Source organism: Aquimarina pacifica (genome assembly GCF_000520955.1).
Classification (GTDB): Bacteria; Bacteroidota; Bacteroidia; order Flavobacteriales; family Flavobacteriaceae; genus Aquimarina; species Aquimarina pacifica.
The window spans coordinates 63618-81061 of the sequence record NZ_JACC01000015.1 but is presented as its reverse complement, the minus strand read 5'-3'; the positions used below and the strand labels follow the sequence as shown (position 1 = coordinate 81061).

The window sequence follows — 17444 nt, the reverse complement described above, 5'->3', positions numbered from 1 at the left end:
GGATAGTATTATCTCCTGTTTGATTTATACATAAACGATTTTAAGACAATCTTACAATAACTTATATATCATTCTAAATCCCCTGATAACTGTTTAGTAATCTCAAGAATTCTGCTCTATATCCTTGATCATCTTTTGTTTTATTAGCTTTGGCGAGAGAAATAATATTGTCTAAATTAGAATTAGAAATATATTCTGAATTTCTTAACTTCATACCAAACCAAGCAACCGATGCGGCAAAATTAAAATCCTGAGAACCAACCGTATTATTCGCATTTTTATGAACATGAATAATTTCTATGCTTTTACTTTTTTGCGGTTTTTTATACCTAAATTTTACAGTTAATAACTCATCTCCATATAGGGTACTCACTTTGTTTTTGGTGTATTTTAAATCTGCTACTTCTTTTACATATTTACTCTTTACCCCTACAGGAATTACCTCATACAACGCAGTAACGGTATGACCACTCCCTAACTCTCCTGCATCTTTGGTATCATCAATAAAATCTTCATCTTCTAACATTCTATTTTCGTACCCGATCAATCGATATGCTTGCACTTTTGAAGGGTTAAATTCTACTTGAATCTTTACATCTTTAGCAATGGTATATAAAGTTCCTCCAAATTCTTTACCCAGTATTCTTTGTGCCTCCTGCATTGTATCGATATAAGCATGATTTCCATTTCCCTTATCCGCTAATGTTTCGAGCATATCATCTTTATAATTTCCCATTCCGAAACCTAAACATGTTAAAAACACACCCGACTTTCGTTTTTCCTCTATCAATTCCTTCATCTCTTTGTCAGTACTCATACCAACGTTAAAATCTCCATCTGTTGCGAGTATAACTCTGTTATTTCCATCCTTAATAAAATTCTGTTTAGCTATTTTGTAGGCTAACTCTATTCCTTCACCTCCTGCTGTAGACCCCCCTGCATTCAAATTTTGTAGTGCCTCAATAATAGTTTGTTTATTAGCTCCAGATGTTGGCTCTAATACAACTCCTGCTGCACCGGCATATACAACAATAGAAATTTTGTCTTTTTCTCTTAATTGATTAACAAGGAGTTTAAAAGCATTCTTAAGCAATGGTAACTTATTACTATTTCCCATAGAACCAGACACATCAATCAAAAAAACAAGATTCGATGCGGGGATTTCTTGATGAGAGATTTCTTTTCCTTTCAATCCTATTTTTACCAATTGCGTGTTTTCATTCCATGGAGTTACTGCCTGCTCAGTATGTATCGCAAAAGGATGCTCTCCTATAGGTTGTTCATATTCATAATCAAAATAGTTAACCATTTCTTCAATCTTCACAGCAGCTGCAGGAATTTTCTCGCCATTATTAATCATTCGACGTACATTACTATAAGAAGCTTTATCTACATCTACAGAAAAAGTAGAGAGTGGAGATGCAGATGTTCTCTCAAAATTGTTTTCGGTAATTTCTTTATAAGACTCACTATTTTCTATAGAAAAATTTCCTGAATGCGTGCTAATAACAACGCAACCATTACCCGCTCTAGCACCATAAATAGCACTAGCATTTATGTCTTTTAGAACCTCTATATTCGCAATTTTTGAGGGGTCTATAGCTTTTACAATAGAAATATCTTTGCTCGCAATAGGTTTTCCATCTACGATATACAAAGGATCCTTATTTTTATTAACAGAAGCAATACCTCTAATTTTTATATTTTCAGTAGGCCTAGATACATGTACCCCAGCAACTCTTCCTCGTAATTTTTTATCGATTGATGTATTACTTTTTGTTTTCCGTCTTGAGGACCTTCTTAACTTTGTAGTTGATATTTTAGAAATAGAACCTGTTACATAACTTTTTTTGGCTACGCCATACCCAGTAACTACAACTTCATCTAATGTAGCTACAGAAGAAATCAATATAACGTCAATAACTGTTGATTTACTATCTATTTTTCTTTCTGTAGTAGCAAAGCCTAGATATTTAAAAACTAATATATTGTCAAGCCTAGCCTTTAACGTATATTTTCCGTAAAAATCTGTCGTAACTCCTGTACTTGTACCTTTTATTTGTACAGACACGCCTGGTAAAGGGTAATTCTTATCATCTGTCACTGTCCCTGTAACTTCTATTTGCTGTTCCTGAGCAATCGATACTATTGTGGTAAGTATCATTAAAGTAAAAAAATATAGTCTTCTCATAATCAATGGTTTTTATTATGAATCAAAACTATATTATATGCTTAGAGACTACAATAAACAATTAGGGATTGCTGCTTTCTAATGAGTGAGTGTATAAAATCAGGTAGTTTATTAAAAAAATAGATTAAAAACACAAAACTCCTTATTGAATAGTAAAAGAAGTTATGATACTACCGTTTGTAATTTTGTCTAAGTTAACAATATGTGTTTTTAACTTTTGATTCGACGAACCAAATTGTGTAAACACTTTTATTTTTAAAAATTTAGGATATTTAACGTCTGGCTTATATGTATTGGGCGTAGTGATATTAAGATACCATGTACCTGATTCGATATCGGCCGATACATATTCATCTGATGTAAAACCCTCTGCAATTTCTTTGTTTAGTTTTTCTTTATTGTCTATCTGATTGTGTGTGCGAACGAAATATTGTTTTTTAGAATTTATAAATTGCATATTAAACGCTGTTTGAGGATGGGTCCATTCTGTTACTACTCTCAGTTTATATTTAGGTGTAACAAAGTAACTAGGATCCACTTTTTTAAGATTCCATTTCTGATTACGATTTCTTAATATATCTTTAAAATCATTTTTTATTTGTCCGTTTAACCCATTAAATGAAGGTACTTCTTCAATATCACCGTTTGTTATTTTATTGAATGAGTTGATAGATTTTTGGTATTCTTTTGCGTCGAATAAATTATTTGCAAGGTCCAAATAGGATTGAGACATCGAGGGTAAAATTGAGATAATTCTCCTATAAACATACTGGGCTTTATCGAATAGTTTGTGTTTTTCTAAATTGAATGCCAAAACTTTAAGTACAGATGTATCGTTAGGAAATAGTTCAGCAAGATTAGATAAAATTTCCCACCCCAATTCATTTTCCCCCAAAGTAAAAAAGTAGTCAGAACTTTCTATAAAAAAGCTAATGTTATTTTTGTTGTATTGAAGCATATTAAGATATTCTGCATATGATTCCTTTGGGTCAGAAAACTTTTGAAGTATCGTTTTAAAACTAGACGTATTCTTTTGTAAAGCCTTTAATGAACCCGCGAAAATCTTATATTCTATCTCTGTATTTTCTTCATTATTTGATTGAGGGGTAGAAAAAATATTATTTTTTGATTGTTTTGTTGTTATTAATACTACGCCATTGCGACCAACAGATCCATATTGATTTGTTGCCGCCAATCCTTTTAGAATTTTTATTTCTTCAATATTGCCAGGATTCAAAAAACTATAGTCCGCCTTATTCCATTTACCACTTTGTGGTAATGCAATGCCATCGACTATAAAAAAAGGATGGCTGCTTAATTTAATAGAATTAATTCCTCTTATAATCATTTGACCAGCGTTACCACTACCTCCAACCATTACGCCAGCAAATTTTCCTGAAATAGATTCTCCCAAACTTAATTTTGAATCTCCTTGTATCTGATCTTCATTAATGGATTGAACCGCATAACCCAATGATCTTTTATTGACATTTAATTTTCCCACTTGTACTATTTCATCATCAACATTTTTCTTTGAGGTAACTATAGCGGGACCAAGTTCATTAACGAGAGTAACCATTTCGATATTAATAACCTCTTCTTTGGTTACCTCGATAAGAACTTTTTCCATATTCAAAGAACTAAAAGTCAACAAATCTCCTTGATCTGCTGCAATTGTATATGCTCCTTTTTGATCTGTCAAGGTGTTTTTATTTTTTTTATGTACTGAAACAGTCACATTTGGCAGTGGGTTTCCGAATTCATCAATGACAATACCATGTACATATTTTTTCGTCCCATCGTCATTTTTTGTTTGTACAAACTCTAATTTTGGCATCCTAACTCTTGTATCAATTGCTTTTATCGCAACTTCAACATCTGTATCAAGTAAGTTTACATAATATCCCCGATTATAAAAAGCCGTTTGATATAGAAATTTCTTATCAATATCAGTCGAACTACTAATTGTAATAATTCTTGGACTATATAAACTTGCCTCAAACGTATTAAAGTTTTCCTGGCCATCTGTAAAAAGAAGTAACATTTCCTTAGATATATCTGTATTAATTAAAGCAAAATCAGAACCACCATGATATGTTACTTTCTCTAGTTTTTCTCTTAATAAATTCCAATTAGAAGAAACTATATTAAAACTATTATTACTAATTATTTTTGTATTGAAAATGACTAAATCTACTTTGCAATTAGGGTATTTGGCAAAGTAAGCATCTAAAAAATGAATTTCTTTAGTAACATTCTTAGCATTTTGCGACAAAGAAGCATCCCAATAAATAATAATTTCTTGTTCGTTTGTTTGAGCACTACTTTTAATGGCAGTACTTAAAAAAAGAAGGGCAATTAGTATAAAAAAATATTTACTCATAATTTTAGATAAAAAAACAGCGCTTTAGCGCCAATTAATATTTTTAAAAACTTTTTTAATGTAATAACATACTAAAATGTTACCTAATTTTTTAACGTTTTTTGATGAGTACGATATGAAATAACAATAGTACACAGATATCTTTTAAGGAATAGAAAATCAATTAAATCCTAAAATCATTGATGCAGATCATCTATGATTTTTATTCATCCCTGTAAAAGCTTTTTCCTTGTAGAATTCTGATTTGAATATATAGTATCTATGTAACGACATAGAATTATTAAAAATACGTGTCCTCTATAGCTAGGTTTGTAAGAATTCATAGAATAAATGATCAAATAGGGTTATATGGCTTTGACCAATTCTAAAGTTTTTGTTCTTTGCACCTTTTCGTTATCGGTTTCAATAAATTGAGGAACAAAATAAATTTCTTTAGGCACTTCGTACTTATTCAAGGTTTTTAGGTTTTGTATTCCGTCTTTTAATGCCAAGTAAGCAATTTTGTCATAACTACGTTCTACTACTAATACTAGTTTATTACCATATGCATCATCGGGTATACCTGCAATAAAAAATCGATGCCCTATGAGCAGTTGTAATTTAGTTTCTATTTCTTCTGGATATAACTTAATGCCTCCACTATTAATTACATTATCATATCTACCTTTCCATAAAAACTTTTTGTAGGTCTTAAGATCGACTACATCATTAGTAATAATGGTATCCTTGTTAAGCTGTGGTGCTTTTATAATTAGACAATTTCTTTTATCTATACTAAGAGTAATATTGGGCAAAGCCTTAAAAAAACCACTGTCTTTTTTATCTTTTTTCTTTGGGTTGATTCGTCTAGCGGCAATATGAGATACTGTTTCTGTCATACCGTATGTTTCGAATATTTTTGTTTTAATACCTTGAGTTAGCTCTTTTAAATTTTCGGATATACTGCCTCCTCCGACAATCATTTTTTTCACTAAATGAAGTCTATTTATTGAATTATCTAATTGCAAAGGAACCATTGCACAAAAATCATATTGCTTGTACACGGTATCCAGTGGATTCATTCTGGGTGGTACTATATCTATTTTCCAACCGAGAATTATTGCCCGAACGAGCATCATCTTACCTGCTATATAATTAGCCGGCAAGCATAATAATGCGGTCGTTCCTTCTTCTATTTTAAAAAACTTTCCTGTAGACTTTGCACTGTTTACCATGTGCTGCTTAAACACTTTTATACTTTTTGGTTTCCCTGTAGAGCCAGATGTTTTTACTACTATATAATCCTTATCATTTAACCAATCTAATAAAAAATGTCCTACCTCCTGCTCGTACACTTCTCCATTTTTTATACACCCGTAGGCAAAATACTTCAATTCTTCTCTATCAAATGTGTTCTTATTTATTGAGAAAAATGGGTGTATCTCGGGAATAGAAAATGTACTTTTTGTTTGCATGTTTCAAATTTCTATGTTCTTACATACTTCAAGGTTACGCTTATGTAAAAAGTACTTTATTGTTTTGTTATCAATTATTTAGTGTTTGCTTCGGAGGTAATGTTCCTAGCAACTTATCCCTCCAGCCGGTCCATTTGTATTTTTTCGATAATATGAAAAGAAAGATCGGAAAAACAATTAACACCGGCAATACGATTTCATAGCCGCCACTAGGATCTGAAGTATCAATAAATATAGAATCTGTCTGAAGCGCCGTCCAATCAGAAGTTACTAGTAATACAGTTATTAAATTATTGGCTGCATGAAAACCTAGGGCAAGTTCTAGTCCTTCATCCATTAAGGTTATTATTCCCAAAAATAATCCCGTTCCTATATAATATACCATAAGGATGGGTCCTATTTTTTCTACTTCAGGATTGGCAGCATGCATAACTCCGAAAACTATGGATGTTATTAGTAAGGGCATCCATTTATTTTTGGTAGCCAACCCTAATCCTTGCATCAAATATCCTCTAAACAGGTATTCTTCAAAACTTGTTTGTATAGGAACCAATAAGATAGCTATACTCAATAGAATTAAAAAAGGGATCAGATCAAAATTAAGTCGTACACTATTTGGATCACTATAATAAGAAATCAAAGTGGATATTACAATGAACGCTGACATAACCAAGAATATAAAGAAAAACCTACTCCAGTCTACTTTTTTTCTACTTGTAGTTAGAGATAAAAGCGATTGTCGGTGTACATACCGTACCCAAAAAAACAATCCTGCCAATAGAAATACGAAAATGATCATATTCTCGATAAAAAATCTATTTTTTCCTTTCTTGCTAATTTCTTCGGCCATTATGGCGGCCACATCCATATTTAGAGCCTGTGACAACAGAAAATTTAACCCCATTAATCCAATGAATGCTATAGGAATGGGTAAATACTTCCACATTCCTAATTCTCCATCTCTTCCTTGTGCTATATACATAGTATTACTTTTAATTTAAAAAATTAGTGCTCCATTCTTTTCCTTGTTCATACAATAAAGTCCCCTGTTGCACCTTTAGAGGAGAATCAATATTATTGGTATATAATCCTCCTGTTCCTAAGCCTTGTGGCATTGAGTTTTGCAATGTATATGTAAATTGTACTATTGCATTAAGTCCCACATTACTTTCTAAAGCACTAGTAATCCACCATTGTATGCCTAACGACTCTGCAACCTCGATCCATTGTCTTGTTCCTCTAAAACCACCTATTAAACTAGGTTTCAGAATAATATATTGTGGTTGTATGGTTTTCAATAATTGTTTTTTGTGCGCTACATCAAAAACACCTATTAATTCTTCATCGAGTGCGATGGGCAATGGTGTTTCTGAACATAATCTTGCCATTTCATGATGTTGTCCCTGTCGAATAGGTTGCTCAATACTATGGAGATTAAAAGCTGAAAGGCTCTTTAGTTTATCTAATGCAGACTCTGGAGTAAAAGCTCCATTTGCATCAACTCTTAACTCAATGGTATCAGCATCAAATTGAGACCTAATATAGGACAGTAATTCTAGTTCGGCAGCAAAGTCTATTGCTCCGATTTTCATCTTTATACAATCAAATCCCTGATCGAGTTTATTAATAATTTGCTCCTTCATAAATTCTCTTTCTCCCATCCAAATTAAGCCATTAATTGTAATCGCTTCTTTTCCTTGAGTAAATAATGATGGAAATAATAAGAAAGGAGTGTCGCTTTCTAGAGATTTAAATGCCATCTCTACTCCAAATTGAATACTAGGAAATTCTTTAAGCTCGTGCCAAAGCTTAGTGGTTCCCAGATGAATATTATTGCAAACCCACTTTAACATGTCTTCATAATCTGGACGATCATCGACACTCAGTGTTCTTAAAATACCACATTCACCTATCCCTTGTCGAGCCCCATCATTTATAACGATAAACCAAGTTTCTTTAGTTTTTAAAACCCCTCTTGATGTGCCACTTGGTTTTTTGAATTCTAAAATGTGCTTACAATATTTTGCTTTCATTATAATTCTATGTGCTCTCCTATATCCAATAACACCAATTCTTTATTACTCTGAGAGAATTTCTCCTTTGCTTCTTTATGATTTATTTCTATATAACCAAAGGTGTCATAATGAACTCCTAAAACCTTATCGCATTCAACAAAATTACTAGCAATAATTGCATCCTCTACCCCCATCGTAAAATTATCTCCTATGGGTAAAATTGCCAAGTCAATATCGTAACTCATGGGGATCAATTTCATATCCATAGTTAATGCTGTATCTCCTGCGATATATATAGTTTTTTCGGTTGTTTTAATTACAAAACCTCCTGGCTGTCCACCATTACTTCCGTCAGCAAAACTACTCGTATGAATTGCATTCACATATTTTACCTTTCCAAATTCAAAATCCCAAACGCCACCAATATTCATAGGATGCACTGTAATACCAAGATTTTGATAATGCATAGCTATTTCATAATTAGAAACAATAGTAGCTTTGGTATTTTTGGCGATAGCTTCTGCGTCTAATACATGATCTTGATGTGCATGTGTCAATAAAATATAGTCTGCCTTAATTGTATCAATATTAATTTTATCTTTTGACAACGGATTTCCGGAGATAAAAGGGTCTACAAGAATAGAAAAATCGTTGATTTCTAGCAATAATGAATTTTGGCCGTAAAATGTAATCTTCATTTTTTAGAGAAAGTTATAAGTTGATTCGTGAAAATTTGTTTTTAAGTACATACTTTATTTTGTAAAAAACTTTTGGGATATCTTTACTAAATTATAAAATCTCGCTCAAACTAAACAAAATAGACAGTAAAAAGGTTGTTAAAGCTACTTTTTTAAGTTCTGGATCAAATAATGCGGTATCCTTTGTATACACCACTTTTTTTATATGTATTATCAAAGGAATAAAAGCGATTAAGAACACTAAATTTATTAGACTCTTGTACGTTATAAAAAGATAAATAGTCATAGATAACATACCAACAATCAATAAAGAATAATGATATATACGTGCAAGCGGTAGTCCTAATTTGACCACTAATGTATTTTTACCAACTTTCTTATCACTGTGGTAATCTCTCATATTATTAAGATTTAAAACTGCTGTGCTTAATACCCCAATAGAAATCGCCGGAAGAAAAATTAGCATATCTAGTCGCTTTGTAAAAAGAAAAAAACACCCTACTACACTCACTAATCCAAAAAAAATAAACACAAAAACATCACCCAATCCCTTATATCCATAAGCAGAAGTTCCCATTGTATATTTCATCGCGGCTACAATCGCAGATAATCCTAGAAAAAAATAAAAAACGGAATAAAAAAAATCATTTTCTTTGAAAGAAACATAAATCAAAAGTACAGCGGAACATAGTGTAATAATAGCGGTAGCAACGATTCCGTTGAGCATTGCTTTTCTAGAAATCGCTCCACTTTGTATGGCTCTTTGTGGCCCTACTCTGTCGTCATTATCTGTTCCTTTGACACCATCACCATAATCATTTGCAAAATTAGATAATATCTGCAGCCCTAATGTTGTGGCAATAGCTAACCAAAAAATTGCGGTTTTAAGAAAGTCATGATTGCCCAATGAAGAGCCTACTAATATCCCCGAAATTGATAGAGGCAAGGTTCTTAGACGTGCAGCTGAGATCCAAGTTTTTATTTTGAACATTTATTTACTTTTGAAAATCAAAGGAACTGTATTTTTAATAAAAACAAAGAAATAAAATGTATAAATTTATTAATTCAAGTAAACTTTGGAAGAAATCCAAAACAAAAAATTACAATAGTATTTTCATTATTACATGGAATAACGAGTAAATTGGTCACATCTAGAGTGCATCTTATCTGTGTATGAATGTTACAATTTATATCCCACAGAAAGTTGAATATTTCGTGTATTTCCTTCTACATCTGTTAATTCATCATCTATAATATTAGATATCCCAAAACCGTAACGCAAATCCGCAAAGAAATTTTCTGTAATATTAACACCTATGCCTGCAACAGCAGCAAAATTGAATGTTTCAAAATTGGCTTCAAGTCCTTGATTATCCTCCCATTCCCATATTTTTAGACCCGCTTGAGGACCTACATGAATATTGAACATTTCTGAAAGATTATACTTCAAAAATATAGGTAATTGAAGGTAATCTACTCGTAATGTTTCATCATCATTACCTAGAGAAGAAAATTGGAATTCTGGTTGAATACTAAATTTTTCGTTTATTGGATATTCAGCTAGAAAACCTACCACAATACCAAGTCTACTATCCTCTAGATCTTCAGGAATATCATCAGAACTAATAGAACTAAAATTAGCTCCTATCCTTACTCCATACGATGCCTCTTGAGCAGATGAAACTACGGTTCCTAAAATCAATAGAATTGCAATACAAAGTACTTTTCTTTTCATTATTTTTAGATTTGGTTACAGCCGAATTTAACACAATTTAATGATTTTAAAAAATATTAGACATTTAATAGAAGCCACTACTGTTAAAAAATCGACTAAAAACCATTAATCATCGGTAAAATACATTTTCACCCTTGATTATTGAGTTTTTCGTTATACAGTGATTTAATTATACCATCAGACAATCCTATTTTAGGCACAAAAATCTCTCTTGCATTACTCCATTTCATCGCAGAGAGATAAATTCTTGTAGCAGGTACAATAACATCGGATCGATCTTGATTGAGTTTGAGTTGCCAAATTCTTTCTTCATAGGTTAATGAGTTAAGCAATTGGTAATACGAACTCAAATACAAAAATGATAAAGGTTTTCCTGTTCTGGTTCCGCTATTTTTGAAAATATTATTAATATTTCCTCCAGATCCGATAAGTGCAATCCTTGGGTAAATTTCAGTATATTTTTTAATCCAATTCTCTACACTTTTCCAGACTTGTTCTGATACTAGATTATTAAGAAGACGAACTGTACCCAATTTAAATGATTTTGAGTCAATTGTTTCTCCATTATGATATAATGTAAACTCTGTACTCCCTCCTCCTACATCAACATATAAGTATGTTGCATCGGTATTAATCAACTCTTGTAGGTCTGTCATTGCAATAATTGCTGCTTCTGCTTTACCGTCAATTATGTCAATATTTATCCCGGTTTTATCTTTTATAAGTTGCACCAATTCTTTTCCGTTTTCGGCTTCTCTCATAGCCGAAGTGGCACAAGCTTTGTACCTAACAACTCTATGTGTTTTCATCAAAAGTTGATAAGCTTGCATGGCATCAACCATCCTTGTTATATTCTCCTCAGAAACCCGTTTGGTTTTAAAAACATCAGCTCCCAGACGTATAGGTACACGTACCAGGCTAGTTTTCTTAAATCGGGTAGTTTTTCCCTCCTCTTCATGAATACTACTTATCAACAATCGTACTGCGTTGGATCCTATATCAATGGCTCCATATTTCTCTATACTTAACAAAATAATTAATTTCCTAGTTTTTTTAAATAATAATCATATGTTGCAACTTGTGATCTAACTTTCTCTTTATCATTTTTAATGTACGTATTTTCTTGATTTTCTGAAAGTATTCTACCTTTTACATTATCATTCCAACAAATATCAAAGGTATCCATTAATTCCTTTTTGATATCTTGATCATAAATAGGACATGATATTTCTACCCTCCTATCAAGGTTACGAGTCATCCAGTCGGCCGATGATATATATACTTTGGGATCTCCACCGTTTTCAAAAATTAACAATCTTGGATGTTCAAGAAATTTATCTACAATACTAATTGCCTTAATATTTTCACTCATTCCTGGTATTCCGGGAACCAAACAACAAATTCCTCTTACAATAAGGTCTATTTTCACACCTGCACGACTTGCTTCATATAATTTGTCAATCATATCATAATCACTCAGGCTATTCAATTTTAGTCGAATACCACCTATTCCCCCTTCTTTAACATTTTTAATCTCCTTATCAATTAATTTAACCAAAGAGGATCTTGTGTAATGCGGAGAAACAAGCAAATGCTTATAACGATTTATTTTATAATTTGTTTCGAAAAACTTAAATACTCGATTTGTTTCTTTTAGGATTGCTTCATTTGTAGTAAACAATGTATAATCGGTGTAAAACTTAGCAGTAGATTCATTAAAGTTACCTGTACTAATAAATCCATATCTTTTCAATTTCCCCTTTTCTTCTCTTTCTATAACACAAGCTTTACAATGCACTTTTAATCCAGTAACGCCAAAAATTAGGTTTACTCCTTCTCTTTGCATTTTTTCTGCATATCGAATATTTGCTGCTTCATCAAAACGGGCCTGTAACTCTATTTCGACAGTCACTCTTTTTCCATTTTTTGCCGCATTGATAAGAGAACTTGCAATATGCGAAATACTGGCTAATCTATAGATGGTAATTTTAATACTTTTTACCTTTGGGTCAATTGCCGATTCTCTCAAGAATTTTACTGTATAAGAAAAGGTATGATAAGGTGTATATTGCAAAAAGTCTTTTCGAGCAATTTTGTCCAAAAGACTACCTTGCAAAACCAAACCAACTATTGGCAATGGTTTTATTTGTTGATAAACAAGATCTGGATACCCTAAATCCGGAAAATTCATGTAATCCCTACGGTTGTGATATCGACCTCCCGGGATAATACTATCCGTATTATGAATGCCCATTTTTTCCATTAAAAAATCAAGTGTATCTTTTTCTATCGTTTTGTCATAAACAAATCTAACAGGTTCTCCGTCTCTTCTGGATTTTACACTACTTGAAATTTTTTGAATGAAACTTTTACTAAGGTCATTATCAAAATCTAATTGTGCATCTCTGGTAATTTTAATCATATGCGCAGATGCTTCTAAATAATCAAAAATACTGAAGTTAATATGCATGCAATATCGTATCAAATCATCAAGCATGATGATAAATTGTTTACCATCCTTTTCGGGAAGTACAACAAATCTGTCTGTATTTTTAGGAATCTCTATTAAAGCATATATTTTTTCTTTTGTCGTTTGTTGCAAAATTTTAGAAATTCTTCCTTCTTTGGGAATCTTTTCTTTAAGCACCAACTTAACAGCCAAATATGCAACGCTATCTTTAAGATGAGGAAATTTATCTAAATCGTTAAGTATATAAGTTACTAGAGCGGGACTCACTTTGGTAACAAAATAATTTCGAATAAAAGCATCTTGGTCTTCAGTCACCTGATTCTCATCAATAATAAAAGTATTGTGATCTTCTAACTTTGACTTAATTGTATCAATTATCTTAAGACTTTCTGCTTGTTGCTTAATGACAATATTTGTGATTTTTTCTAATAAATTACTTGCTGTCGTTCCTTTAAGAACATTTTTTCCATCTTTTCCTGCTAAGTCAATCCTTTTAATAGTAGCATAACGTACTTTAAAAAACTCATCTAGATTATTAGAGAATATTCCAATAAACCGAAGTCTTTCTAAAAGAGGCACGGTATCATCAGAAGCTTCTTGCAATACTCTACCATTGAACTGTAACCAACTTAGTTCTCTATTAATGTATTGATTTTTAACATTTTTCACCATTATCGCACTAATTTTGGATAAATTAACGATAAGGTTTTTCCTACAGAAATATTTTTCCAATGTTCTACATTGAAGGCTATCTCAACAAATCCAGCAGTTGGCAGGTTATCTATCCGCTTATCTCCAAAAAAATTGGTGATTGAGGTAAAGGCATGATTATGACCAAATATCATAAGCGTTTGAATACTATCATCACAATTTTTAACGACATCCATAACCTGATTACCATCAAAATCATAAAGCTCATTTTCGACAGCAAACCTATCCTTACTAACATTAAGATGGTTAAGTACTATTTCTGCAGTGCTCATTGCTCTTTCAGCAGGGCTGCACAACACCTTATCTATTGGTTTTATTAGGCTAACCAACTCTTTTCCTATCAAATCTGCATCGTTCAATCCCCTTTGATTAAGTGGTCTTTTATCATCTGGCACATCAAAATCCCATGAAGATTTTGCATGTCTCATCATATATAAAGTTTTCATAAAGAATATCTAATTTGCGTAAATTCAATAATATTTTCTACAAGTTTAAGGATTCACTTTTAAAAATCTTTATATATGAAGATAAAAATGGAATTTAAATTAAAAAACTACATTTTTTTTAGTTATTGAAAACAGAAAAAACACGCAAACCCTATTAAAACACCATAACAAACACACCTAAACAAATGAAAATGAACACAATATCGAATCGGTTTTAATCGATAAAAACGGTATTTACATCGAAAACATTAATTTTTTAGTGTAAAAGTAAATGTTAAAATATAAATTTACATACGGTTTTCCCTCAAAATCAGAATGTTTCCCCATAACATGATGAGCACAAATTATCATTAAATCGTAAGGGTTTTAATATAGAAAAAAGTGGAAAAAGTAACTATGAAAAAGAGAGACCTTATTTGGTTTCAGAATGTAAGCCTACTCGTAATGCTATGCTTTGGTTTCCTAAGTATATATGCACAGGTAGAGGTACCCTTAGATAAAAGGGTGGAGTTGACTCTGAAAGGTGATTTCAAGTTTGTTTCCAATACTATTTTAGGAAAGGTTTCGAATGATGATGGATCCGCAAAATTTAACCCTAATAAGAGTTATAATGATGGTGGATTAAATAATCAATTTCAAATGGGATTTATTGATATTGATAATGACCCATCTACCTTTAATTCTAGTAGCGCTGATCTTACCATCTCTTCTGATTGTAATGCAATAAAGCATGTTGGTTTGTATTGGACAGCAGCTTATGCCAACGAAAATCGTGAACACGATATCACTTCAATAAAAATAAAATATCCTGGACATAATACCTATACCAATATTTCTGACGGTCAGATAATTCATGATTATTATAATGACAGTGAATCTTTGTTCAAGCAATATTCATGTTATAAAGACATAACTGCAGATGTATTGAATCTTAAGTCAGCATTAGGGACGTATACAGTAGCTAATATTCCTGCTACTACTACTGCTGTTAACAATGATCAAACCTTAGGAAATGGACTTGCTGGCGGTTGGACAATGGTTGTTATTTATGAAGATGATGCTAAACCAAGAAAGCGATTTTATATATATGATGGATTTGTTAATATAGATTCTAAAGCAAAACCTGTTGCATTTTCTTTTAATAACTTTCAAACAATACCTAATGGACCTGTTAATGGAAAAATAGGAGTTATTGCTTACGAAGGTGATAAGGGAATTAGAGGAGACCGTTTTCAAGTAATGTCTAATGAAACTAATAAGTATAAAAGTCTTGTTGATGGTATTAATCCGATGAATAACTTCTTTAATGCAAATATTACAGAAAACGGAAAAAATATTACCTCAAGAGTTCCTGCAAGTCAAAACACACTTGGGTATGATGCAGATTTATTTAATATAAAAAATATTCGCAATAGTATCATTGGTAACAATCAAACGGAAGCAAAATTTAGATTACTAACCGATAATGACGGGTATTCTGTAATGGCTGTAGCATTTAGTGTAGAAATATACGAACCCGCAATACATATTTTAAAAAGGTCTAAGTACACATCAAATGATCATTATATCCATCCTGACGATGTTTTGGCGCCAAAAGAAGAGATTACCTATCAATTAACCATACACAATGATGGCAATGATGATGCAAAAAACACAATCATAAAGGATATTCTTCCAAAGAATGTTACTTTTTCTGAAAAATCTTTACAATTACCTTCTAAAAAAATAAAGGTAAAATTCGAAAAATCATCTAGAGCATTAAGCTTCAGTATCCCTAACAAGATGGTGAAAAAAGGAAGTGAACCTTTCAAAATTAGCTACAACGTTGTCGTTAATATGGCATGCGAAACGATCAACTCAATTGATGATATTCTAGTTGTTGATCAACCAGTTACCTCTGAGTTTAAAGGGACGCTAAATGAGACTATCAAATATTCTTCTGGATATAATCATATCAATTCGTGTAATTTACCTGATTATTATCAGTTTAAACTTGCTATTGATATTAGTGAGATGAACTGTCCTAATGCTATTAGACTTGCCTCTATTCCTAAAAAAAGAATGGATAATAACTTTAGCACAATTATTCCTGGTGATATGAATAATGTAGATACCTCTACAAACTCTAAAAGCGGAGGAATAGGTTCTCCAGAGGACTATGACGCAACAGCACCTAATACTGATGTTAGTTCGAATGACAATACCCCAAAAACCACAAAAACGATTAATGATCTTATTAATCTAAACGAGATTTATTTTGATTTTGATAAATGGGATATTACTAAAAAAGCCGAAGTTGAGCTAAATCGTGTGGTAAAAGTAATGAATGAAGAATATCCTAATATGGTTATCAAAATAGAAACACATTCTGATAGTCGCGGAGAAGAAACATACAACCTAAGCCTTTCTCAAAAAAGAGCTCGATCTATTTACAACTATTTAATAAGTAAAGATATTTCTAAAAACCGAATTCTATCTTATGTTGGATTTGGAGAAAGTAGACCTGTTAATAATTGTAAAGATGGAGAAAATTGTTCTGAAGGGCAATACCAAAAGAACAGACGTTCTAGCTTTGTAATCATGTAATTTACACCACAACTAAACTACACTAGGAAAATCTAATTTTACTCAGAAACACCACCTTATCATTTTATTTATCAAGGAGACAACCTTTCTTTTTTCCATCCAGTAGTGATATTCAAAAATCGAATTCGATCATGTAGTCTATTGGGTCGTCCTTGCCAAAATTCAAAATCAACTGGCTGCACACAATATCCACCCCACGAATCTGGCATGGGTATTTCTTTATTTTCATATTCTTTTACTAATAATGCCAATCTCTCCTCCAACACTTCTCTAGAATCAATTACGCTACTCTGTTCTGATACCAAAGCTCCCAATTGACTTCCTCGGGGTCGAGACAAAAAATAAGATATACTTGATTTTTTATCAATCTTATTCACAATTCCACGAATAATCACCTGTCTTTCGAGATTTGGCCAAAAAAAAGAAATACATACTTTGTTATTATGTGCTATATCCTGACCTTTTTCTGAATCATAGTTTGTATAAAACACAAAACCATTTTCATCGTAATGCTTCAATAAAACAATACGAGCTTTCGGAAAACCATTCTGACCAGTAGTTGTAACAGTCATCGCATTAACCTCTTCAACTCCCCCAGTTTCTTCAACTTCCTTGAACCAACTAGAAAAAAGAAAAAACGGAGAATCCGGAAGATTTTCTTCATTTAGAAAATTTTTCTCATACGATTTTCGATATGACGTTAAGTCTTTATCCATAGTAACAAATTAAAAATGCAACTTACTTTTTCTAGTAAC

At 32.0% G+C, this 17444-nt stretch carries 13 protein-coding genes; 1 reads left to right on the top strand and 12 read right to left on the bottom strand.

Annotated features, from left to right (window positions below):
* Nucleotides 1-73: 73 nt before the first annotated feature.
* The 11 genes from DZ60_RS0110815 to DZ60_RS0110765 form a co-directional block, all read right to left on the bottom strand.
* Nucleotides 74-2191, bottom strand: a complete 2118-nt coding sequence (locus DZ60_RS0110815; RefSeq protein WP_025742094.1) for a VWA domain-containing protein — start codon at nt 2189-2191, stop codon at nt 74-76.
* Between the two features lie 142 nt (nt 2192-2333).
* Nucleotides 2334-4574 (bottom strand): TonB-dependent receptor plug domain-containing protein, encoded by a 2241-nt coding sequence (locus DZ60_RS0110810; RefSeq protein WP_025742093.1) that lies wholly within the window; start codon nt 4572-4574, stop codon nt 2334-2336.
* Between the two features lie 344 nt (nt 4575-4918).
* On the bottom strand, nt 4919-6028 hold the full coding sequence (locus DZ60_RS0110805; RefSeq protein ID WP_025742092.1) for an AMP-binding protein: 1110 nt from the start codon (nt 6026-6028) through the stop codon (nt 4919-4921).
* Nucleotides 6029-6098: 70 nt separating this feature from the next.
* Nucleotides 6099-7010 (bottom strand): CPBP family intramembrane glutamic endopeptidase, encoded by a 912-nt coding sequence (locus DZ60_RS0110800; RefSeq protein WP_025742091.1) that lies wholly within the window; start codon nt 7008-7010, stop codon nt 6099-6101.
* Between the two features lie 10 nt (nt 7011-7020).
* Nucleotides 7021-8061: an o-succinylbenzoate synthase gene (locus DZ60_RS0110795; protein ID WP_025742090.1), complete on the bottom strand. Its 1041-nt coding sequence runs from the start codon at nt 8059-8061 to the stop codon at nt 7021-7023.
* Nucleotides 8061-8741 carry a metal-dependent hydrolase gene (locus DZ60_RS0110790; RefSeq protein ID WP_025742089.1) on the bottom strand — a complete coding sequence of 227 codons (681 nt, stop codon included), beginning with the start codon at nt 8739-8741 and terminating at the stop codon, nt 8061-8063. Before DZ60_RS0110790 ends, DZ60_RS0110795 begins: the two co-directional genes overlap by 1 nt.
* Nucleotides 8742-8832: 91 nt before the next feature.
* Nucleotides 8833-9732, bottom strand: coding sequence for a 1,4-dihydroxy-2-naphthoate octaprenyltransferase (menA, locus tag DZ60_RS0110785; protein ID WP_025742088.1), 900 nt, complete (start codon nt 9730-9732; stop codon nt 8833-8835).
* A 189-nt stretch (nt 9733-9921) separates the two neighbouring features.
* On the bottom strand, nt 9922-10476 hold the full coding sequence (locus DZ60_RS0110780) for a porin family protein (RefSeq protein ID WP_025742087.1): 555 nt from the start codon (nt 10474-10476) through the stop codon (nt 9922-9924).
* A gap of 128 nt (nt 10477-10604) precedes the next feature.
* The gene (locus tag DZ60_RS0110775; RefSeq protein WP_025742086.1) at nt 10605-11507 is read right to left on the bottom strand and encodes a Ppx/GppA phosphatase family protein; all 903 of its coding nucleotides are present in this window, start codon (nt 11505-11507) and stop codon (nt 10605-10607) included.
* A gap of 5 nt (nt 11508-11512) precedes the next feature.
* A complete protein-coding gene (ppk1, locus tag DZ60_RS0110770; RefSeq protein WP_034229423.1) occupies nt 11513-13618 on the bottom strand; it encodes a polyphosphate kinase 1 in 2106 nt (701 codons plus the stop codon).
* Nucleotides 13618-14103, bottom strand: coding sequence for a SixA phosphatase family protein (locus tag DZ60_RS0110765; protein ID WP_025742084.1), 486 nt, complete (start codon nt 14101-14103; stop codon nt 13618-13620). The genes ppk1 and DZ60_RS0110765 overlap by 1 nt, the downstream gene beginning before the upstream one ends.
* Nucleotides 14104-14499: 396 nt before the next feature.
* Between DZ60_RS0110765 and DZ60_RS0110760 the strand changes: the two genes are divergently transcribed.
* Nucleotides 14500-16689 carry an OmpA family protein gene (locus DZ60_RS0110760; RefSeq protein WP_025742083.1) on the top strand — a complete coding sequence of 730 codons (2190 nt, stop codon included), beginning with the start codon at nt 14500-14502 and terminating at the stop codon, nt 16687-16689.
* Between the two features lie 71 nt (nt 16690-16760).
* Here DZ60_RS0110760 and pdxH read toward each other — a convergent pair whose 3' ends face one another.
* Entirely contained in the window at nt 16761-17405 is a 645-nt protein-coding gene (gene pdxH, locus DZ60_RS0110755; protein WP_025742082.1) for a pyridoxamine 5'-phosphate oxidase, read from the bottom strand.
* Nucleotides 17406-17444 lie beyond the last annotated feature (39 nt).

Excerpts from the sequence above, each read along its gene's own strand:
- DZ60_RS0110760 (WP_025742083.1), top strand. The coding sequence starts at position 14,500 with ATGAAAAAGAGAGACCTTATTTGGTTTCAGAATGTAAGCCTACTCGTA.
- DZ60_RS0110800 (WP_025742091.1), bottom strand. The coding sequence starts at position 7,010 with ATGTATATAGCACAAGGAAGAGATGGAGAATTAGGAATGTGGAAGTAT.
- DZ60_RS0110815 (WP_025742094.1), bottom strand. The coding sequence starts at position 2,191 with ATGAGAAGACTATATTTTTTTACTTTAATGATACTTACCACAATAGTA.
- DZ60_RS0110780 (WP_025742087.1), bottom strand. The coding sequence starts at position 10,476 with ATGAAAAGAAAAGTACTTTGTATTGCAATTCTATTGATTTTAGGAACC.
- DZ60_RS0110765 (WP_025742084.1), bottom strand. The coding sequence starts at position 14,103 with ATGAAAACTTTATATATGATGAGACATGCAAAATCTTCATGGGATTTT.
- DZ60_RS0110810 (WP_025742093.1), bottom strand. The coding sequence starts at position 4,574 with ATGAGTAAATATTTTTTTATACTAATTGCCCTTCTTTTTTTAAGTACT.
- ppk1 (WP_034229423.1), bottom strand. The coding sequence starts at position 13,618 with ATGGTGAAAAATGTTAAAAATCAATACATTAATAGAGAACTAAGTTGG.
- menA (WP_025742088.1), bottom strand. The coding sequence starts at position 9,732 with ATGTTCAAAATAAAAACTTGGATCTCAGCTGCACGTCTAAGAACCTTG.
- DZ60_RS0110795 (WP_025742090.1), bottom strand. The coding sequence starts at position 8,061 with ATGAAAGCAAAATATTGTAAGCACATTTTAGAATTCAAAAAACCAAGT.
- pdxH (WP_025742082.1), bottom strand. The coding sequence starts at position 17,405 with ATGGATAAAGACTTAACGTCATATCGAAAATCGTATGAGAAAAATTTT.
- DZ60_RS0110805 (WP_025742092.1), bottom strand. The coding sequence starts at position 6,028 with ATGCAAACAAAAAGTACATTTTCTATTCCCGAGATACACCCATTTTTC.
- DZ60_RS0110790 (WP_025742089.1), bottom strand. The coding sequence starts at position 8,741 with ATGAAGATTACATTTTACGGCCAAAATTCATTATTGCTAGAAATCAAC.